Source organism: Cerasicoccus frondis, from assembly GCA_031296915.1.
In the GTDB taxonomy this organism is placed as follows: domain Bacteria; phylum Verrucomicrobiota; class Verrucomicrobiia; order Opitutales; family Cerasicoccaceae; genus Cerasicoccus; species Cerasicoccus frondis.
This window is the reverse complement of sequence record JAVDPC010000001.1, coordinates 1-20691: the sequence shown is the minus strand read 5'-3', so window position 1 is coordinate 20691 and position 20691 is coordinate 1. Positions and strand designations below refer to the sequence as shown.

At 54.0% G+C, this 20691-nt stretch carries 11 protein-coding genes; 4 read left to right on the top strand and 7 right to left on the bottom strand.

Annotated elements, in window-relative coordinates; all coding sequences use genetic code 11:
- The first annotated feature begins 10 nt into the window (after positions 1–10).
- The gene (gene lepB, locus RBB63_RS00055; protein ID WP_309379828.1) at positions 11–1438 is read left to right on the top strand and encodes a signal peptidase I; all 1428 of its coding nucleotides are present in this window, start codon (positions 11–13) and stop codon (positions 1436–1438) included.
- Between the two features lie 191 nt (positions 1439–1629).
- Here lepB and uidA read toward each other — a convergent pair whose 3' ends face one another.
- From uidA to RBB63_RS00035, 4 genes are all read right to left on the bottom strand, one after another.
- The gene (uidA, locus tag RBB63_RS00050) at positions 1630–3366 is read right to left on the bottom strand and encodes a beta-glucuronidase (protein ID WP_309379826.1); all 1737 of its coding nucleotides are present in this window, start codon (positions 3364–3366) and stop codon (positions 1630–1632) included.
- A 9-nt stretch (positions 3367–3375) separates the two neighbouring features.
- The gene (locus RBB63_RS00045; protein ID WP_309379824.1) at positions 3376–5478 is read right to left on the bottom strand and encodes a glycoside hydrolase family 2 protein; all 2103 of its coding nucleotides are present in this window, start codon (positions 5476–5478) and stop codon (positions 3376–3378) included.
- A 198-nt stretch (positions 5479–5676) separates the two neighbouring features.
- A complete protein-coding gene (locus tag RBB63_RS00040) occupies positions 5677–6471 on the bottom strand; it encodes a PEP-CTERM sorting domain-containing protein (RefSeq protein ID WP_309379822.1) in 795 nt (264 codons plus the stop codon).
- 166 nt (positions 6472–6637) lie between these two features.
- Positions 6638–8098: an MFS transporter gene (locus tag RBB63_RS00035; protein ID WP_309379821.1), complete on the bottom strand. Its 1461-nt coding sequence runs from the start codon at positions 8096–8098 to the stop codon at positions 6638–6640.
- A gap of 493 nt (positions 8099–8591) precedes the next feature.
- Between RBB63_RS00035 and RBB63_RS00030 the strand changes: the two genes are divergently transcribed.
- Both RBB63_RS00030 and RBB63_RS00025 read left to right on the top strand, forming a co-directional pair.
- Positions 8592–10316 carry a sodium:solute symporter family protein gene (locus tag RBB63_RS00030; RefSeq protein ID WP_309379819.1) on the top strand — a complete coding sequence of 575 codons (1725 nt, stop codon included), beginning with the start codon at positions 8592–8594 and terminating at the stop codon, positions 10314–10316.
- On the top strand, positions 10316–12628 hold the full coding sequence (locus RBB63_RS00025; protein WP_309379817.1) for an FAD-dependent oxidoreductase: 2313 nt from the start codon (positions 10316–10318) through the stop codon (positions 12626–12628). Before RBB63_RS00030 ends, RBB63_RS00025 begins: the two co-directional genes overlap by 1 nt.
- A 73-nt stretch (positions 12629–12701) precedes the next feature.
- Here the strand turns inward: RBB63_RS00025 and RBB63_RS00020 are convergent, their stop codons facing one another.
- Entirely contained in the window at positions 12702–13760 is a 1059-nt protein-coding gene (locus tag RBB63_RS00020) for a LacI family DNA-binding transcriptional regulator (protein ID WP_309379815.1), read from the bottom strand.
- A 231-nt stretch (positions 13761–13991) separates the two neighbouring features.
- On the opposite strand from RBB63_RS00020, the gene RBB63_RS00015 reads away from it, so the two are divergent.
- A complete protein-coding gene (locus RBB63_RS00015) occupies positions 13992–16292 on the top strand; it encodes a discoidin domain-containing protein (protein ID WP_309379813.1) in 2301 nt (766 codons plus the stop codon).
- A gap of 11 nt (positions 16293–16303) precedes the next feature.
- On the opposite strand, the gene RBB63_RS00010 is transcribed toward RBB63_RS00015, so the two are convergent.
- Positions 16304–17032 (bottom strand): hypothetical protein, encoded by a 729-nt coding sequence (locus tag RBB63_RS00010; RefSeq protein ID WP_309379811.1) that lies wholly within the window; start codon positions 17030–17032, stop codon positions 16304–16306.
- 18 nt (positions 17033–17050) lie between these two features.
- Positions 17051–20371, bottom strand: coding sequence for a hypothetical protein (locus tag RBB63_RS00005; RefSeq protein ID WP_309379810.1), 3321 nt, complete (start codon positions 20369–20371; stop codon positions 17051–17053).
- Positions 20372–20691: the final 320 nt, after the last annotated feature.

The following is a 20691-nucleotide window of genomic DNA, read 5'->3' as shown; positions in this document are numbered from 1 at the left end:
AACTTGAAGCATGGGGCTATTTGGCAACAAACAGAAGAAACTGCGCAAAGAATGCCGCATGCTGCTCAGCCATGCGCACAAGGTGGTCAGCTATCGGCGGGATGAGCTCAGCGAGGAAGCGTTGGCGCAAATCGCTCAAGCTCGCAAAATGCTGGAAGACAAGCTGCTCGCCAAAGCGTCGGACAAAGAATTGACGGTCGAGCGCGACACCTTGGATAAGGTCTTGAGAAAGCACGGTGGCGCGCTTTATCCAGTGACGTTTGCCAACGAAAACGTAGAGATGGTGATTATCGCCGTCATCCTCGCCATTGGCGTGCGCACGTATTTTTTCCAACCGTTCAAAATTCCCACGAATTCCATGTGGCCGACCTACGCGGGTCTGAACGCCACGGTTTATCCGCCGACCGAGGCGCGTCCGTCATTCCCAGAGCGTTTTTTCCTCGGCGCAACCCAAGGTCTCTTGGGCTCAGCGTTTGGCAATTTCAACCATTACATTACTGCGCCCAACAGCGGGGAATTATTGCTGCCAGTCTATGTCCAGCAAACGGACGCCGGGATCAACGGATTCCGTGTGATGCCATTCTTCGTACCGACCAACAAGCCGATGGGGGGCGGCAAGATACCGCTATTGAGCAAAATCCAGTCTATGCAGCGTGATTACCGACTGGTTGTTGGCGGTGAGGTGATAAATTTTGATGCGCCAGGTGACTTCGAGCTGGAGGATGTCATTTTGCAAAGCTGGTTTCCAGAAGAGTCGTGGCTGGACTATGGATTGACCAAGGTCTTCATGGATTACCAAGCGAAGAATAAGATTTCGCAGTATCCTGGGCAGTCTAACGCCTACCTGATCCACACCGGCATTATGCTAGAAGAGGGCGACGCAATCCTCGACTTCAACATCAACAGCGGCGACATGCTTTTTGTAGACCGCATCAGCTATAATTTTGTGGAGCCAAAGGTTGGTTCGCCGATCGTTTTTCGGACGGAGAATATTCCCGGATTGCGCACTGACGATGGCACAGGGGCGTTTAATGTCCCCGACGAACGGTATTACATTAAGCGCTTAGTCGGAGCGCCTGGCGATACGCTGGAAATCAAGGGCAATACCTTACTGAGTAATGGCAAGCCAATTGAAGGCGCTGAAGCATTTGAGCTGAATGCCACGCGTGAAGAAGGTTATCCTGGCTACCGCCAAATCCGGTGGTTGGCGGATGGCAAAACAGTGACCATTCCCGAGGACTATTTTTTCGCCATGGGCGATAACTCGCCACACAGTTCTGATGGACGTTTCTGGGGGTATGGTCACGAGAATTTGGTTCTAACTCCTGCAGAAAAGGAATCAGGCGTGCCGGTTAATATGGTTCCTGAATATGATGTAATTGGACGCGCCGCCTTTATTTTCTACCCGTTCTCACATCGCTGGGGACCTGCGAAGTAGAGGGTTGATTTGTTTGTCATTGTTCTCAACTGAAAATCAGGGCGAGATACCCATGTGAAAACTGCTTAGGGCGCAGATCGCAAAACTAGCGGCGCACTTTGGAAGGGGGCTTCTGGATTATTCGGCTGAGGGAAAGATTGTCGAGGTCAACCCACGCGCGCGTGTAACGCTGATTTTACCAGGGGCTCGCACTATTCGTAGCGAGGCTTGGACCAGAATTGCTTGAGGAAGTGCGCGACCATCTTGGGTTGGCGCTCGCGCGTGAAGACGCCCTTCTTGTTGCCGCCCACGCGCACGAAGTTTTGCGCGGTGCGGAAGTCCGCAAAGTTCCAAATGTGCTCGCCGATAACGAAGTCCATCTCACGCATGACATTGATGAGTTCCATGATGAGCTCGGTCTGGTATTCCTCGCTCCATTGTTCGGCAGGTAGGCTGTGGAGGCCAGCAATCGTGTCCGCGCCAAACTCGGTGATGAAGATCGGTTTTTGAAATTTATCATACAGCGATTTCAGGTCGTTGCGAAGGTTCACTTTTGCGTCGGCAACTTGCCCGGGAATGCTGTACCAACCAGGGTAGACGTTGATGCTCATCACGTCGAAAAACTCGGTGACAAGGTCGTCCATCCCCTTGCAGGTAATCATCGTTACCGGGCGCGTTGTATCCATGGAGCGCACAAGCTCGGCCAGTTGCTTAAAATACGGGATCGCTACTTCGCGGTCGCTGGTCGCTTCATTCGCGACGGACCACATAATGACGGACGGGTTGTTGCGGTCGCGCTCGATCAACTCCGCAAGCACATCCAGGTGTGCCTTGAGGGTCTGCTCATTGACATAGTCGAAATTGATCGAGACTGCCGGCGCTTCAGAAATGAGCAGGATGCCCTGTTCATCGGCGAGTTGAATGAGCTCTTCGGAATACGGATAGTGCGAGGTGCGGTAGGAGTTCGCGTTGATCCACTTGAGCAGTTCGTGGTCGCGGATATTCACCGAGTCGTTCAGCCCTTTGCCGATGATATGGAAATCCTCATGACGGCCGAAGCCCTGCAGGTAAACGGGTTTGCCGTTTAGTACGAGGCGGTTGCCCTCGACTAGGACGGTGCGCACGCCAAAGCGCTGGGTGTAATCATCGAGTAGATTACCAACTGAGTCGAACAGTTGAATCTTCGCATGGTATAGATTGGGCTGGTTGACATCCCACAGGGCAACATCGGCAATGCTCAGTGCGGCCTCGAATGCGCCGTCATTAATTTTCACCGTAGCCTCAGCCTCGGAATCAAGCACCATGATACGCGCCTGGGTTGCGCTGCCTTTTACTTTGCATTGCAAAGTTAGATGGCCGGTACTTCCACTGTAAGTGGTTTCGACTTGGACGGTGTCGAGCCATGCGTCTTTGGCTGTTGTATAAATGGCAACCGGACGCTGAATGCCCGCGTAGGGGAAAAAGTCGAATGGCGTGTCTGGGTATTGTCCGGCGAACTGCCCGGCTTCCGGCGAGTTCTGTAAGTTGCCCATGGGGACCGTTTCGTTGGACAAGGTGTTGTCGCCACGCACGCAAAGTAGATTTGGTTCGCCGAATTTAACACAATCGGTGATGTCGAACTCAAAGGGCGTGTAGCCGGTTTCGTGGCCGCCGAGTAGTTGACCATTCAGATAAACCTCCGCGCGATAACTGACCGAGCCAAACCGCAACACGATGCGCTCGCTCTTCAACATGCGCGGCAGCACAAACTCGCGTGAATACCAGACGCCTGCATGCCAATTGCGGAACGCCTCCTCGGTGAAGAGATCGTTGTAACTGCCGGGGACGGCGACTTGCTTTTCGGCGACAAAGCCTGTCGCGTAAGGGGCATCGGAATTCTCGCGGGCGAAATTCCAGACGCCGTTCAGTTCAAACAGATCACGAGTTTGGGTGCGCTGTGGATAGAGCATGGTGGGAAATTAGTTGTGTGAAACTTGGGAGGAAAGGGAGTCCTCGCTCGTTACCTTGACTTCGTAGGCGGCGGACCACTCCGCATCGTCTTTGAGCGGTCGAATCTTTAGTGAATACTTGCCGGGTTCCAAGTCGCTGATTTTGGCCGCGCCTTTGAGGCCACGCACTTCGAGTGTGTGCGTTGAGCCACCATCTTTTTGATAAGCGATTTCGTAATCATCGTTTTCGTCGACCACGCTGTAACCGACCATGATGGCATTCGGCAGTGGGACCGCAGCGAGAATATAGACTGCGTCCACTGGCCGGTAGTTTGGAATCGGCGCCATGGTGGGCAGCGGCGCATCGCTGGCTTCACCGGTGAAGAGTTCGCGCATTTCGTAGGCAGCAGTTTTGGGTTGGCGCCACACATTGTAAACGCCCCATGCACGGTTTTCAGTGGACGGTGTTCCGTCGAAGTGGCTGCGATAATCGTTGTAACTCCAGATCGCGCAGCCGACTACGTAGTCATATTTTTTCAACGCAGAGATTTCTTCTTTCAGCTGTTCGTGCAGCTTGCCTTCGTCGAGATGATTGCCCACCTGGCTTTTGCCGAGCTCGGACACGAAGATCGGCTTGTCCGGCCAAATCTTGTGCAGCTTCTCGACTTGGCCCGGGGCGCCGCCGTAGCTGTTGTGCATCATGATGTCGACCACGTCGTTCGGGTCGATGCCGGGTCCGTTGGCGCCGGTGGCGGTGTTGCTCACGTAAGTCTTGAGGCGCGTTGGGTCGAGCGTGCCGACATGCTCAATCATCGTGCGTACGTATTCATACACGCGCCAGCTCATCTGCTGTCCCTTGTGCTTTTGCTCGGCCAGCTCGTTACCCACCGACCAGCCGATGATGGAAGGGTGGTTATAGTCGCGGTCGATCATTTCTCTGAGCCAGGTTTTGGTCTGCTCGTTGTTGGGCCACACCTGCGGGTCGGTCTTGCTCCAGACCGGAATTTCCTCGATCAGCAGGTAGCCAACTTCGTCGCAATAGTCGAGCAGCTCGGGCGTCTGCGCGTGGTGAGCAATGCGGGAAAAGCGCGCGCCCATGGCCATCATCGCATCAATGTCGAACTTCACCAAATGCTCGGGGTCAGTCTGCCCGTAGGCGCGGTGCGTTGCCACGCGGTTGAAGCCGCTGAGGTGGATCGGCTTGCCGTTGAGCAGGAGCTTCGCGTCGGCTGTTGAAATCTTCCGAATGCCGAAGCGGTCGCTCTTTTCGCTAACGGTCGTTTGCCCCTGCTGCACGCGCGTGAGCAGTTCGTAAAGATATGGATTGCCCAAGTCCCACAGCGTGGTCTCTCCTTGGTTCAGCTGGAATGTAAGCTCTACCGTTTTAGTGGCTCCGGCTTCGAGTGAAATCGGTTTCTGCGCGAGCGGGCCCTGCGGCTTTTGATTCTTCCAACTGACGATGCGTGAGAGCAGTTCACCGCGGAATGGAGTATCGCCAAGGTTCCGCAGAATCACGCGCACATCGATTTGCGACGTGCCGTTTTCGAGGTTGGGCTCGGCAATGATCAGCTGTCGTTCTACCTGAACTTGTCCGCCGCGAACTAGCTCTACTTCCTGGTGAATGCCTCCCCATTTCCACCAAGCGCCGCGGTTGTAGGTATTGTCTACGGACACGGCCAGCGTGTTGGATTCGCCCGCGCGCAGCACTTTATCCACGTCGAATTCAAAGGGCGTATAGCCGCCAACGTGCTCGCCGAGGTATTCGCCGTTGAGCCATACTTGGGCCGTCTGATAAACCGCGCCGAAGTGCAGGCGCACGAAGCCGTGCTTCCAATCCGCAGGCGTGGTAAACTGCGTTACGTAAAAAGCCGTTCCCTTGAAGTGCGCATACTCGTTCTCCGTGTCCCAACTGCCCGGGACGGCCATGTTTGCCCAATTCGCAGTGTCGTAGCCAGGCTGTGTCCAGGCGTCACTTTGGTTGAGCGTTTTATCGGCGGAAAACTTCCATATGCCGCCGAGGTTTTGCGTTTGCTCTGCATTGCAAAGTAAGGTTGCGGCAAGGAGCGCGCACACACAGGCGAATGCCCGAAGTGGGCTCAATTTAGCGGAAAGGGTTTGCGGCAACTGTCGCATGGAAATTGATACAGGGATTGGTTTGCGAGTTGGGAATGAACTCTGCGGAGCAAAGGCACAACTTGTCAGGTGATTACGCGGGAAGAAATCCGGCGACCAATGATACTGTCACATGGTGGGGACGCTTCGTGAATATCCCAACAAAAATGGCCGGATGCATGTATCCGGCCATAGTGAAAATTTTGCTGATCGCGCAGCTTAGCGCCTGCGTTTGGCGAGGGCTGCCAAGCCGAGGGTGCTGAGGCCAAGGATGAGCGCCCAGGTGGATGGCTCGGGGATGCTGGTGAGGCTGAAGTTGTCGTAGATGACGCCGGGACCGCCGGAAGTCGAGGTCGTGAAGCCAACAGCGGTGATGGCGGACAGCAAGCCCGAGGACTCTGCTTCGCTATAGGTGAAGGTGCTGCCGTACTGGATGTCATCAACGAAGAGCGCCAGCGTGAATTCCGAGGCGGTGGTGTCCAAGACCATCTTGTAATTCCGACTGACGGTTACGTCGAAGCTGGAGTCGATCGACGAAAAGCCTCCGATGTCGGTGCCTAAGGGGCGAAGCGACATGTCACCCTGATTGGATGCGTCATTTTGTGTACGCAGGAACATCCAGGGGGTTTCGGGGCCGAGCGAGGGAAACGCGGTATAGCTGGGCGTTGTGTTGTTGAAGAAGCCAAAGCCAGCGTATTTTGATGTCGTTGCCGAGGGAGTCTGGGACTGAAAATCCGCTGATAGCGTGTAAATGTTTCCTGCTTCCAGAGTGAAGGCCAGAGAGTTGGTTGATGCGCCGACAATGGCATTCGAAGAGCCGCTGCCATTCTTCTCCACGTAGGTAGGGGTGCTCCAGACGCCGGAGCCGACAGTCGGAGCCTGTCCACCGAGTTGGCCTGCGGCCCCCGAAAAGTCTTCGAGGAAGATGGTGGTGCTCGCAGTGGCTGGAAGCGCGACAACAAGGCTAGTTGCAAAGGCTAAAGAACGAACATGGGTGAGGGATATGATATTCATGATTCTTATGGGGTTAGAAAGGTTTTGTTACAGATGACAGCAGACTGTAGTTTCTATGAAATGTTGTCGAACCCTTGGGGCATGTTACTGTACCAAGTCGCCTGAAGGTTGCCTCAATATGCACAATTGCAGTTGCAGATCGGCAAAATGACGTTGAGCGACTGAATTATAACTTGCCCCGGCGACCTTCCAGTTCCGTGCGAATCGCGTGCATCTTCTCGCGATTCAGGGGATAGATCCACATCATCCAAGCCGAGACGCCCCAGAAGCCGAGAGGGATCAGGACAAAAAACAGCAACATGCGCGTCAGTACTTCGGGTGGTTGCTCGCTGCCAACGCTGACGTCAAATCCCGTCGCCTCAATGATGAAGCCGGAGACTCCTGCTGACAGAGTAAAGGCCATCTTTAGGAACCAGGAGAAGATGGAGTTGATGCTGCCTTCGCGGCGTTGGTGGGTGGTCCGTTCGTCATAGTCCACGATGTCGGCTTGCATCGACGGAACGATGAGCCACATGGCGCCGAGGACGCCAGCATTGAACGCTACGGGCACCAACTGAAGGTAGGGGTAGTCGGGCTGCATGCACACATAATTCAGACCGGCCCCAATGAAGCCTGAAATTAGGATAATGAACATCGCCCACTTCTTGTCGAACTTCTCACAAATCCAAGTCCAAATCGGAATCGTGCCAATGCCCACCAGGGCCGAAACGGTGGCTTTCCAGCCTTCAATGATGTAAGATCTCTGCAGTTCCCCATCGTTGATCAGGTAAATATTCAAGTAGATGCCCAACTTGCTCACCACTCCGTTACCGAACATGAAGAGGAAAATGAATCCACACAACAGCCAGAATGGTTTGATTTTCACCGTCTCCTTTACGCCTTTCCAGAACGGCACCTTCTCTTGTTGAGCGGCCTCTTTCTTGTAGTAGCGCTCTTTAACAAACAGCGCGGGGAGTATGCCCAAAATCAATACCAGTGCTGCTAAGCCAAAACTAACCACGCCCATGCCTTGCTTCACATCCGGTTCGCCCGTAGCCGGATCGATGAAGTAATCCATCGAGGCGAGCGCCAGCACCCATCCGCCAACAAACACCCCAAGCTTCGTGACTGCTGCTCGGTAACCGGCAACGTGTGTGCGCTCATCGTAGTCAGGCGTCATCTCCAGCATCAGACTGTAGTAGGGCATCGCCCAAACAGTGAAAGCGGTGAAAAGCAATAGACCTACGACAGTGAGGTAAATAACCAGTCCGGAAATCTGATGATCGTCGCCTAAGAAGGGGAGTGTCGGCATCCAGCCAATAACGCTTTGTGGTGGATTCCACAGCGCCGGAACTAGAAGCGCCGTGAAAATAGCGCCCACAAAGATGTACGGTCGACGGCGCCCCCAGCGTGTGCGTGTGTTGTCTGAAATGTTCCCCATGACTGGGTCAGCGATCGCATCCCAACCGCGGTAAATCAGCAAGATGATCCCTAGGATAGCGGGGCTCACCCCGTAAGCGATGTTCCAAATAGGCATCCACAGGATACCTGTCGCCAAGCCAACTGACCACCAGTCGATTGGGGCGGCGGAAGAGTAGGCTAATTTCTGAAAAAACGGAACTTTATCTTCCGCTGCAACTTGCTTCATAGAATTACGTTTTGGCTAAACCAATGACGACTGTCGTTGGGGTGTGGATAAATACAAACTCAGTAGACGTCGCGGCTGGCGCTTGCTCCTAAATAGGCAATACGGGGCTAAAGCGGCATGGGCTGTACTGGTTTACGTTTAAAGGGCTCACTTATATACGTGCATGTTGGTGCGCCACTGAAGAGATGAAAGCAGGATTGAGGTGTTACTGTAACGGAGGCCGTCGCAAAGAGTCGTTGCTCTATGGTGCACATGCGGAATCGCTTTGGACTGTGTCTGTGGCCAAACGCCGCCACCCTTCAACCGAAAAAATGAGGCCATTCACCAACTGATAGCTCAAGCTGTGACAGTAACAAGCCGATGGCGATTGTGGGAGCTTTCGTTAGATCGTCTAATTGCGCTCTTGAAACACATGCCGTAGGCTATCGGTGATTCATAGAAGGCAAACCCTTGCCAGCCTTTTCACCATCTACGCCTAACGCGCTTCTCGTTTATGCTTACCGTCGATTATTTTGTGCTAACCGTTTACCTGCTGGGGATCTTCCTGGTGGGACTGTTCTTGTCGACCAAGAACAAGAGTTCTGAGGACATGTTTGCCGCCGGTGGTGAGTCCCCGTGGTGGACCTCAGGGCTGAGTTCGTTCATGACGATGTTTTCTGCGGGCACCTTTGTGGTATGGGGGGGAATTGCCTACCAACATGGCTTGGTTGCCGTGGTGATTAATCTTTGCTACGGCGTGGCCGCGCTACTGGTGGGCTACTTCGTGGCGGGGCATTGGAAACGTATGGGCGTGAAAACGCCGGCCGAGTTTATCGAGCTTCGCTTCGGGGTGAGCGCGGTGCAATTTTACACTTGGGCGATGATGGTGTTCCGCATCGTGGGGGTGGCGGTGTCGCTTTACTCGCTATCGATTGTGCTGGTGGCGATGATGCCTCTGGCCGAGGGGAATCCACTGCGCGACCCCGAAACGGGTAACCTTTCGCTGATGTGGGCCATCGTAATATTTGGCGGCATCGTGGTCATCTACACGATGGCCGGTGGCTTATGGGCAGTGCTCATGACCGACGTCTTGCAGTTCATCGTGCTCAACCTTGCGGTGATCTTTATCGTGCCGTTGGCCTTCGGGACTGTGGGAGGCATCGGCGGTTTCATCGACAAGGCGCCAGAAGGATTTTTTGCGTTAACGAGTGATAAATACACCGTCTTTTTCCTCGTTGGTTGGGTGTTGATTCACTTTTTCATGATCGGCGCGGAGTGGGCCTTTGCCCAACGCTTCATCTGCGTATCCAGCGAGCAAGATGCGAAGAAAAGCTGCTACCTGTTCGGCGGTCTGTATTTGCTCAGCCCGATGCTGTGGTTGCTGCCCCCCATGATCTACCGCACCATCAACCCGGACGCCGACCCGCAGGAGGCCTACATCCTGGCCTGCCGCGCGGTGCTGCCTGCGGGAATGGCCGGCCTGATGGTGGCCGCGATGTTTTCCGCGACGGCGAGCATGGTGAGCTCGCAACTCAATGTGTTTGCGGGCGTGTTGACAGAGGAAATTTACGGCCGCCTCATCAAGCCGGGCGCGACGGAAAAACACCTGGTAACAGTCGGTCGCGGCTTCACGATTTTACTCGGCGCCATCTTGATCGGTGTGTCGCTATTGATCCCGCATCTCGGCGGCGCGGAAAAGGTGGTCGTTGCGATCACGAGCTTGATGGTGGGCCCGCTGCTGGCGCCGACTATCTGGGGACTCTTCAGCAAGCGCGTTAGCCTCAGCGCGATTTGGACGACGGTTGCGATCAGCTTTCTTGTCGGTCTTATCTTTAAGCTGGGCTTAGGCAAAGACGGTTTTCTCGTGATGGAGTCCACGGCTGGCCTCGCCAACTGGGCGCAGGCCAATGGCACGACGGTGGACTTGATCATCGGCGTGGTGATTCCCGTGGTGATTCTCACGGTAATGCACTACTCGCTGAGTGACGTGGCCGCTGGGTGGACGCGTGTGGAAGAGCAAGTGAGCGCGGTGATTGCCGCTGGCAAAAAAACGGAAGCCAGCTCGATGCCCGCGATCATCGTTGGCGGCTGTCTGCTTGTATGCGCGCTGCTGATGTTTGGCTTGATCCCTTTTAATGATTCCGGGCATGGCATCCTGGCCATTTTTGGCGGAGTGCTGGTGCTGATTTCCGGCACGATATTCTTCTTGATTAAGACACATCAGAAACACCGAATTTAATGACGATTTCCGAACCAACGCTTTCGCGCGCCTTAAAGAAAATAGACATCGCGGTCGACCTCGCCATCGTGGGGGGAGGCTTGGCCGGCGTGTGTGCTGCCATTACCGCAGCCCGTGAAGGCGTGAAGGTGGCGCTGGTGCAGGATCGCCCGGTGCTGGGTGGAAATGCTTCGTCCGAAGTGCGTTTATGGGCGCTCGGGGCAACCTCCCACCAAGGTAACAACAACCGCTGGTCACGAGAGGGTGGAATCATTGATGAACTATGCGTGGAGAACGTCTGGCGCAACCGCGAAGGCAACCCGCTATACTTCGATGCACTGCTCCTAGAGAAGGTGCGCCTGGAGCCGAACATCACGTTGCTGCTGAACACGGTCATGGTCGGTTTGGAGAAACATGGCGAGTCGCGCATCAAGCTGCTGCACGCATTTTGTAGCCAGAACAGCACGATGTATGACATCACGGCGTCGCTGTTTTGCGACGCGTCGGGTGACGGCATCATGGGCTATTTGGCGGGCGCCGCTTACCGCGTGGGCGCAGAATCCGCAGAAGAATTCAACGAACCGTTTGCGCCCGACGAGGGCTACGGCGAGCTACTCGGCCACACGATCTATTTCTATGCCAAGGAGACCGGCGAACCCGTTAAATACGTGGCGCCAGACTTTGCCCTGAAAAACATCGAGGAGATTCCGCGCCATGATCAGATCGAAGTGAAGCAGTACGGCTGCTCGCTGTGGTGGCTGGAATACGGCGGCCGGATGGACACGATTCACGACACCGAAGAGATCAAGTGGGAACTCTGGAAGGTTGCCTACGGCGTGTGGGATTATATTAAAAATTCCGGTAAGTTCCCTGAGTCTGAAAACCAAACTTTGGAATGGATCGGCACAATCCCGGGTAAGCGCGAAAGTCGCCGCTTCGAGGGCGACTATATGATGAGCCAGTCGGATATCATCGAGCAAAAGCGATTCGATGACGCGGTGTCTTTTGGCGGCTGGGCGATCGACCTACACCCAGCAGATGGCGTTTACAGTGAGCGTTCCGGTTGCACGCAGTTTCACAGCAAGGGCGTTTACCAGATCCCGTATCGCACGATGTATAGTCGTAATGTGGATAACCTGTTTTCTGCCGGGCGACTGATCTCCTCGTCACACATTGCCTTTGGTTCGACCCGCGTCATGATGACGTGTGCTCACAATGCACAGGCCGTGGGCATGGCCGCTGCGCTTTGCCACGAAAATGGCTTAGAGCCGCGTGATTTGCTTGAGGCCAGTCGGATGTGCACGCTGCAGCGTCGCCTGCGAAGAATCGGTCAGTTCATCCCTCACTTGTCGCTGCCGGAAGATGCCGAGGACTTGGTTCGTTCTGCGCGTTTGTCGGCTTCGAGTGAATCCCGGATCGCCAGCTTCCCTGCAGACGGCGGCTATGCGTCGCTCGAATGTGCTCGCGCGCTCTTGCTGCCGGTGAAGGCCGACGCGATGCCAGAGCTGACCTTCATCTTTCGTTCGCCGAAAGAGCAGCAGCTTCGCTTTGAACTGCGACGCTCCGAGCGTGAAGGCAACTTTACTCCAGACGAAACATTGGAGTCGGTGCAGCTCACTTTGCCTAAGGGCGACGGCGTTCCGGTGACGGTTGCCTTCCAGTCGAAATTGCCGAAGGACGAATACATCTTTGTCTGCATCGACCAATGCCCGGGCGTGGAAATAGCGCAGTCGCAGGCGCATCACAGTGGGGTGATGGCGCTCGTGCACAGCGCGAATAAAAAGGTGGCCAAAAGCGCGGTGCAAATGCCCGATGAAGGCAGTGGATTTGACAGCTTTGAATTCTGGCTTCCCGAGAGACGCCCAGTTGGGAAGCTGCCTGCTGTGACGTTTAGCCCGCCCTTGTCAGGCTTTGGCGTGGAGCAATTGGCCAGCGATTATCAGCGCCCATTCATCCAAAGTAATGCCTGGGTCGCGGAGGCCAGTGACGCCAAGCCGACGCTTCATGTGGAGTGGGAGGAGCCACAGCAAGTCGCGTCGTTGGTGTTATATTTCGATGTGGATTACGACCATGCAATGGAGTCCGTGCAGTGGCATCATCCGGAGAATGCGATGCCATTTTGCGTGAAGCATTTCCGTGTCCTGGATGACGCTGGCAACTGCATCGCAGAAACCAAGGAGAATTTCAAGGGGCGCGTAGCCATCACCCTGGACACGGCGATTCACACGCGGGCGTTGACTTTGGAATTGCTGGAGACGCATGGTGCGCCAGCTGCGTTGTTTTCCATGCAAGCATTCAGCGCAACAAGCACAAAGGATGTGTCGGAGGTATAAATTATTTAGATAAGGTCAAGGTGTGTCTTGACTGATGACTTGGATTTGGGTCGCTGGAGTTTTCATTGGGGGGCTAGTATTGACTAGCGCTCCGGCGACCTAAATCACTTTTTCCGGTGAGCGAGCTGGCTTCGATCCAAGTGCCCGCTGTGAGCATGATGACGGGCTCTTCTGGCTCACCCAACTCATGGGTAAAGCGCGCGCGCACCAGCAGGTCGATTGCGCACTTGGCGATGCGGGACGAGTTCTGGTAGATGCCGGAAATGTTGCCTTTTTGATTACGCACCGCGAGCGAGATGAAGCCACAGGCTTTATTCTCCGGAGATAGAAAGTCGTGCCAGGGATCACAGTCGGCAATGATGACATCGGGCTTGTGCCTTTTTAGCCAATCAGGAAGTCCGTCGGAGCTTGGTGTGGCGGCGTGCCAGATGCGTTCATCGGCGTGTCCCCACGCAAGGAATGCGGCGGTGTAGGCGCGCAGCATGCGCTGCTCCACATCACTGCGCACTAATAGGCAGGGCTTTTTATAGCCGCGCTCCTGCAGTATTTCGAGGGCTTTGACCATGGCGGCGTAGTGACTGGCTTGAGCGCGGTGAAATTGCGGTTCGCGCAAAGAACTGCCGATGATCACGCTACTGAGTTTATCCCACTCCAAGTCAGGTGCGCCAATTTTTACCGAAGCGGGAGGTGTGAGGATGACGCCTTGTATATTACGCGCTTGCAGAATGCGCATGATGGCGCGCGGCGTCATGTCTTTAGAAATAATAAAGTGGTCGATCTTGCGACCATGAAGCTTGGCTCCCTCAATGAGCCCTCGGTAAATGTCCGCCTCGAAACCTTGGCCGGCGTCGATGCATTTCCAACGTTCTGGCCACCAAATTGCGCCAAACGTTTCTTGGTAATTAATGGGGCGTCGACTAGCAAAACTGGTCATCAATTCGCTGACCATCGTATCGGGCACATATCCAAGGTCCTTCGCGACTTTGAGAACGCGCTCACGCACTTCAGGCTTGATCGAGGAGTCGGGCTTAAAGGCGCGGGATACAGTCATCCTGGAGACTCCAACAGCTTCAGCGACTTGGCGGAGTGAAGTGGCTTTCTTGGGGGGGGAGTCTTTGGACGGAGTAGACATGACACCATACTGTGACAGTAACACGCCGGCGGCAATTCTATTTTTACACCCAAATCAATTTCATACGAATGAACGCCAATGAAATGTGCGTTGGATGTATCGGCGCCAGACTCGTTGATTGCCCCTGTTGATATTGATGCGATGAGAGAACCCATGTGCTGTATACCCAACTCCAGATTTTATCCTGCTAAGTTTTGGCAACGAAACAACAGAGCCTTGATGATTCGGTGTGTGTGTGGATCGCTCCTGTTCGCTGGCTTGGCGAACGCCGTTCCGCATCGTTCCGAGCCAATAAATTTGGCTTTAAACTCAACGGCGCGCGCGAGCTCAACTCATCTGGAAAATGTCGCGACGAATGCTGTTGATGGCGATACGGGAGACGACTCGCGTTGGGTGAGTGAGCTGAATACCGGCAAGGCGGAATGGTTGGAAATCACCTTTAACGAGCCGGTGGCGATTGGCGGGATCCACTTATACAGTGGCTATCAAAATCGCGATGCGATCTCGGACTTTGAGGTGCAGTTTTGGGCTCAGGGCGAATGGTTGACGATCCCTTCGGCCACGATAACGGACAACCATGCGACTGCGTTACGCGTCCCTTTTGATGCCGCTGTCGAAGTGACCACCGACAAGCTCCGACTTTATATCGATGAGGTGGATCACCATGCGGCCCGCGTAAAGGAAATCATGGTTTGGCCTTATCGCAAGGAGGGCATCCCACCACTTGGGGGCAAAGATCAAAACCAGTACGCGGATATTCCCAAAATCTATTTAAACCAAAGTGGTTTTAATCGTGGTAAACCTAAGCGCTTTACCGCGCCGCTCGCGGAAAAGGGCGCCTCATTTTGGATAACTGAAAACGGGCAAGAGACGGTGCTTTACCGGGGAGAGCTACAAGAGCAGTGGGGAGACTTCAGTGATTTCGAGCCGGAGGGAGACGCTGAATACGTGGTGCATATCGGCGCTGAAAAGTCTGTACCGTTTCGCATCGGTAACTGGTGGCTGGAGCGCGTGAGCTATCAGGGCATGGTCGACTTCATGGTGGATAGCCGTCACTATGTCGGTAATCACCGAGGCGTCTGTATCGGGTCATTTGCCTGGCGCGATGATCATCACTTTGGCTATGAGTTGAACTCGCTCGTGCCCATGCTCCTCTCCAATCCCGACGCTTATACGCGCATGGCAAAGCAGGTCACTTACGAGTCGCCGCGAGATGGGCTCTGGGGAGCGCTGGAGCCGTATGACCCGGAGGCGCCCGACTTGGTAAAACTCATACACTGGGGGGCGGATGTAATCGTCACGCAGCAGCTCAAGCACATGATGCTAAAGGAACAACTCGCGTATTTTTTATATGCCTGGCCACTGCTCAAAGAGTGGCTGCCCCAGCAGAATTACGATGTGGTGAAGGCCTACGCGTTGGGCGCTTGGACGGAGGAGGAAATTGACCGACAATACCGCTACGATGAGACAGAGGAGAACCATAACCTGCTCGAAGTGAAGCGCCAAATCGGGACGACTAAAGGCGCCAATCCGCCGGGCCATAGCATCTTGCCAAATCTGCTGATGTATACGGTCGCCCTGCGCGATGGCGACCCCGCTGCGGAGCGCTTTTTCAATGCCGCCTATGCGCAAACGCAGTGGGTCATCGATGACGTGGATTTTAGAGACCCGATAACCACCAAAGGCCAACGCATGAGCGAACATGCGACGATTCTTGGTTTGGCCGCGATGGCGCAGTTTTATCCCGAGCGTGCGCCGCGAGGACTGCGAGCAAAGCTAAATGATTGGGCCCGCATTATGATCGAGCGCTCGGATAATATGTGGGATTTTCGACGCTTGTCCGAGACGCAGTGGACGCCAACCGGAGAGCTGCACACGCATTGGAATGAACCGGGGAATGTCATGGGTTTTCCCGCGTGCGTGTTGGCGGTCATGCCTTTTGTGGATTCGCCAGATGAACGGGTTCGCTTGAGTGAAATTGCATGGGCGCATTTCGATAATGCCTTCGGTCGAAACCCGGCGGGGCGGCATTTTTCCTACGATGCGCCGCGCGAAATCGAGGGCGTGGAGTTCGGCTGGTATTCGTATCACGAGGGGGGCATCGGGCAGCTCGCAGAAGCGCGATTTGTCTTCGATGGTTCTCCGAAAAATCAGCACTACCCGTATCACCCCGAAGTGGGCGATGTTGGCTGGTCTGAGGGTTGGGTTACGTTTAACACCGCTTACAATTTGAGCCTGAGTTATCTGGCGCTATCGGAAACTGCGATTGAGGCGAGTTGGAATGGGCGGGTCTTAACGGTCCGTTTGAAAGCGCCGATCAATTTCGACTACGGACAAATAGAGCATGCAAAAATTCGGGTGTTGCTGATGGATGGATCCGAGCAACTGATGACCGTCACGGAAGAGTCGGTGGACAGCCCGTATCTAGCCGGTGAGTTGGAGCTAACGAATGCACCGCATTCCGTCGCCTATGGCTATGGTTACTTCGAAACGCGGGTCAGCTTGCAACCCTCTGCCGCCGCTTTGGAATAAAGCGTTGGGCGTTAATTTTGTTGAGCGACAGGTGGCGCCGGCAGGAATTCTTTGTACATCCGAATTTCAACGGGGTCGATTTTATCGCCGGTATTAAAGATGAAAATGTTGACGCGATTGTTGGCCTTGTGCGCCCAGAGCGAACTGTAGGCGAGGCTCCAACTGTCGTTTTCATTGCGGGCAAACTTCACTTCGATCGTGGCGGTTTCCTGTAGCGGCAGTTTGATGACCTGGCTTCGTTGTGTATTGATTTGGAACAGCTGCTCGTCGATTTTTCCGGAGATCGGGTAGTCGCTCAAATTAAAGATTTGGTAACTGCCGCGAGGGAAGTCATCACGGTTTCGATTGATGGGGAAAATCTGGTAGTGTTCTTTAGAGCCTTGATCGTTTTGCTTAAAGATAAGCAGTAGCTCCCTCACGTTTTCCGGAATGTTTACTTGAGCAACGATATTGCGCAGAGGTTCGCCTGTTGCCGGATCGGTGACTTCGCGAAAGAAGCGCATCGTTCGTGGTCCCACATAGGTTTGTGGAATGGAAAACCCACGCTGGTAAATGCTGACCGAGTCCACTTCTCCCTCGGACTCGAACTTCAAGTCCTTGATCATGCTGGCGTCCCAACTCAGCGTGGTAAATTGTATGGAAACGTTCGGCTCTGCTTGTTTGATCGGCGCCGCGTTCAAGGAGGCGCAGAACGCAGTAAGGGCGTAGAGTGCCAGGGTGGTGCGCAAAATACGAAACATGTAGAAGGTGGATATGAGTTAGACTTCTTCCGGGGTCAACCACTTGAAGTTCACGATCACGAATTTGCGGCCCATCGTGCCTGCGGGATCATTGATATTGGTTATGGATGTTGGATCACCTTCGGCCGGCTCGGGAATGCGTTGCACGGTAGCCTCACAATAAGCTGTCGCGGTAACTTCATCCGTATATGGGTTCCGCACATCTCCATAGCCGCGAATAATGAAAGTATCCGAGCGTGTTGTGAGTATGGGGCCCAAGGCTTGTAAAATGTCCCCTTGAAGGAGATAACCGGGGGCCCCGGCGGCCTGCTGTCCAGTAACATCAGTGACAAAGGGGTTCGGGCCTTGAGTGTCGTTTATTTCTTCGGAAAGGTAATCGTTGATTGAGCTGTTAATATTGTTTTCGGTCTTGTCGATGGCCTGTTGGAGCAAGCCGCTCAAGCGCTCATCTTCCGGTGTGTCGGGTAGGTCAACCAGACTCCGGTTGACGAATTCCGCCATGGAGCCGAAGGGGCGCCCCCTTGCTTGTAAACGCTCAACGATATCCTCGGCCAAACTCGAAATTTGATCAGGCGTCAACTCCTGGAAGCCGCGCCAAAAGTTGTCATAGCTGGTTTCATCATCCGCTTGGTAGGCGTCGCCGAAGGGCACGCTCAGGCGGCTGAAGAACAAGTTCCCTTCGGTTGGCGTAGCAACCAAGGAGGCGGGGTCATAGACTGGCAACTGCAAGTCGTTCATCGAGCTGAGCACGGCAATCCAAGCCTTAACTGAGGTGGAGTTGATGTTGAACGCGCCATTGATCGCCATGTAAGAGGCAAGTGCGTGATACTGATCGATATCACTCTTGGCATCGGTAAAGACCCCTTCGTTGATTAGCTCGCTGGCGCTTTTCAGGAAAACGTAGCGCTTGTTGCGGTAGGTGTTCAGCGCAATCACATCCCTGATCTCTGCGTCTGTTTGCGAAGGATCGATCGAGGAGAAGAAGTAGCTGTCCCAAAGCTTGTCATTGACTAGGTAGGGTAGGTCATAGACGTCATAATCGCTATAGACAAAGCCCTCATTGACGGTTTCGTCTAACTGGATGCGCGGATTGGCGTAGGAGTTCCCTATAATGAAGCTTGGGTCGCTGCTGTAGCGAGACAAATTGGCGTGCTGCAAGGCGCCGATCGAGAGGAGCGGCTCTTGTGGAATGTCAAAGAGAACGACGTGCCCTTGCCCGGCGCTTTCAATACTGTTGCCCCAGCGACCGCTGTATCGATTGTCGTTATATGTTTGTGGGGGCAGGGGGGTGTTTAACAATCCTTTATCTCCCTGGAATGCGAAACCGCCCATCATCGTGTTGCCATTGCCGTTCACAAAGCCGTCCCAGTTGGGGTTGCCTAACACTGTGCGCAAATTGTTGTCGATGCCATTGCGTAGACCATGGTCACTGCGTGTGGTTTGCATGTTGAAGGCCCAGGTCGCGATTTCTTCACCTTCTTGCAAACTGGAGAGCTCCATTGGCGGCAATGGATTGTTGGAATCGATCAGCGTTGGGTGCAAGCTGGATGGAGTGGACTGCCAGAGCTTAGTGAATTTCTGTAAATTGTTGGTGGCGGTGTCTCGGGTGGGTCCAACGAGTAAGTTGATGAATGCGTTATTGCCAATGTCGATGCTGGTGACTTCGACCGTGGCGGTGTGATTGCCGTCTTCATCCACCATCGGATCGATGAGGATGAGATCTTTGACATCATTGCCTTCAGAGTCCTTGTTGACGTCGTACAATGTGGTGTAAAGCTTGCCGTCGGCTGAATAGGTGTTGCGCAGCACATTGGGAATTTTATCTCCCGACTTGTAGCCGCTGCCAGGGAGCCAAGCTGTCCGGCTAAGCGGTGCAAATAACCGAGTTTCACCTGGAAGGAAATCGATTCCGTCGCCACTGGCGGTGTTGACAATAAAGCGCATGTAGCCGCTGCCGTTACTCAGCAAGCCGAGGTCTTTGAAGTTTATTTGGTAGTTGTTCCCGCCAGCGACGAGTGTGATGGTGGGATTAAAGTGGAAAAGGAAGATGTAGACCGCATCATCCAGTTTCACGTTGTAGGGATTGTAGAGGCCGATTACTGGTCGGACTTCGATTCGGATCTTGTATTTGCCGGTGTCATTATGCAACTCAGCCTGAATGCCAAACTCAAGTTGCAGACGGGACAGCACCGGGTGAACCGGATTGTTGCGCTGATAATCGTCAATGTAGATGTAGTGCCAGAAATCATTAATCGGGCCATGCTTATAAGGAAGGAAATCGGTGCGTAGCGCAGTGTTGGCGTCTGGCAGCGCTGAACTCACTGGCATGGAGCCAAGAGTCACATGATTGTAGAGCGAATAATAGTCACGCAGAATATCCCAGTTGGGACCCGTTAGGCCAGTTTCCGGGTCTTCCAAACCATCAATGAAGAAGCGATCCGGACTGTTCTCTCCACCAAACTCCATGGTATAGACGCCAGAGTCTTCAAAGGCGAATGTAAGGTCCTTTTTAAAGCCTCCATTGCGAGTGTCGGTGAGAAGCCCCAAGCTGGACGCTGTGAGGTCATGGAAATACGCTTTGGCGGTAGTCTCATCGTGGGTAATGAGCGTGATGTCCGCAACGGACACTGAGTTCGCTGTTCGCGAATCTTCTTCCAGATCGGACTGTGAAAAGATGTCATCCAACTGGTTGATGCCGAATTGATAAGCAAGCGTCGTTGGTGAGCCCGTTTTGCTAACGGCTGGCGTGTTGCTTTCCGACTCGATGTTGAACTTTGCCTTTACGCCTTCGTCGCCTACCCAATACGCATAGTGGCCATTGGTGCTTCCCGACGAATCGGTCAAAGCAATCATCGGAGCCTGGATTCGGTCTTCGTTCTGGCTGACGGAGTTGTTCAATAGCCACACATAGTCATTGGTAGTTGTCGGCACGGGCAAGGCATTGTCCGGTGAGATGAAGTTCGGGCTATCGGTCAAGAGACCTGCATTACCACTAATCAACCAAGTAAGCGGCTCTGTGGTGTCGGCCGAATCCCATACGCCCGTCCAGTGAGGGTGCGGGAGGCCGTTGCCTGCAATGTCGGATCGCGCGGTGACGCGCTGATCGGGGCCTGCATATTTTTGCAATTCACCCAACGCGACCAAGAGCGCCAACTGGGCATTCTCTTTGGCTTTGTTACTTGCCCTAATATGCTCAGCCGCATGTATCTCGACCGTTGTTAGGCTCGCCATACTGACAAGCAGCAGCACGATGAACGACATCAGGCTAAGAGCCAGCACCAATGCAAAGCCATGCTCAGCATTATGGTTACTGGTAGGGGGACTATAGTTCTTGCGCATGACCAATTGGGGATTCGGGGAAAGAGAGCTCTCTGATTTAGGCGATTAGCAATCAAAATTACCTAATCTATAAAATATGATAATGTCATGCTTGTAGAAGTCTGCTTGCTTTGTTACAGTCACAATGGTCGCCTTCCACATTGAATTCCAAAAGCACCTTGGCATTAATTAGCTCTACTTCTGATAAGCCTACGATCTAATCGATAAGCTAGACTGTCCATAGGCTGCCCCTTGTGGGCATTTCTAGTGTTCCGTTAGCTTAGTTTATTGCAAAATTGATTAATTTTGTGGAAGATGTCATCAGCTGAAGCGGTCCATTG

What these genes read in the sequence shown, in the direction of transcription:
- RBB63_RS00020 (WP_309379815.1), bottom strand. Translation starts at nt 13,760, where the DNA reads ATGTCTACTCCGTCCAAAGACTCCCCCCCCAAGAAAGCCACTTCACTC.
- RBB63_RS00010 (WP_309379811.1), bottom strand. Translation starts at nt 17,032, where the DNA reads ATGTTTCGTATTTTGCGCACCACCCTGGCACTCTACGCCCTTACTGCG.
- uidA (WP_309379826.1), bottom strand. Translation starts at nt 3,366, where the DNA reads ATGCTCTATCCACAGCGCACCCAAACTCGTGATCTGTTTGAACTGAAC.
- RBB63_RS00005 (WP_309379810.1), bottom strand. Translation starts at nt 20,371, where the DNA reads ATGCGCAAGAACTATAGTCCCCCTACCAGTAACCATAATGCTGAGCAT.
- RBB63_RS00045 (WP_309379824.1), bottom strand. Translation starts at nt 5,478, where the DNA reads ATGCGACAGTTGCCGCAAACCCTTTCCGCTAAATTGAGCCCACTTCGG.
- RBB63_RS00040 (WP_309379822.1), bottom strand. Translation starts at nt 6,471, where the DNA reads ATGAATATCATATCCCTCACCCATGTTCGTTCTTTAGCCTTTGCAACT.
- lepB (WP_309379828.1), top strand. Translation starts at nt 11, where the DNA reads ATGGGGCTATTTGGCAACAAACAGAAGAAACTGCGCAAAGAATGCCGC.
- RBB63_RS00025 (WP_309379817.1), top strand. Translation starts at nt 10,316, where the DNA reads ATGACGATTTCCGAACCAACGCTTTCGCGCGCCTTAAAGAAAATAGAC.
- RBB63_RS00030 (WP_309379819.1), top strand. Translation starts at nt 8,592, where the DNA reads ATGCTTACCGTCGATTATTTTGTGCTAACCGTTTACCTGCTGGGGATC.
- RBB63_RS00035 (WP_309379821.1), bottom strand. Translation starts at nt 8,098, where the DNA reads ATGAAGCAAGTTGCAGCGGAAGATAAAGTTCCGTTTTTTCAGAAATTA.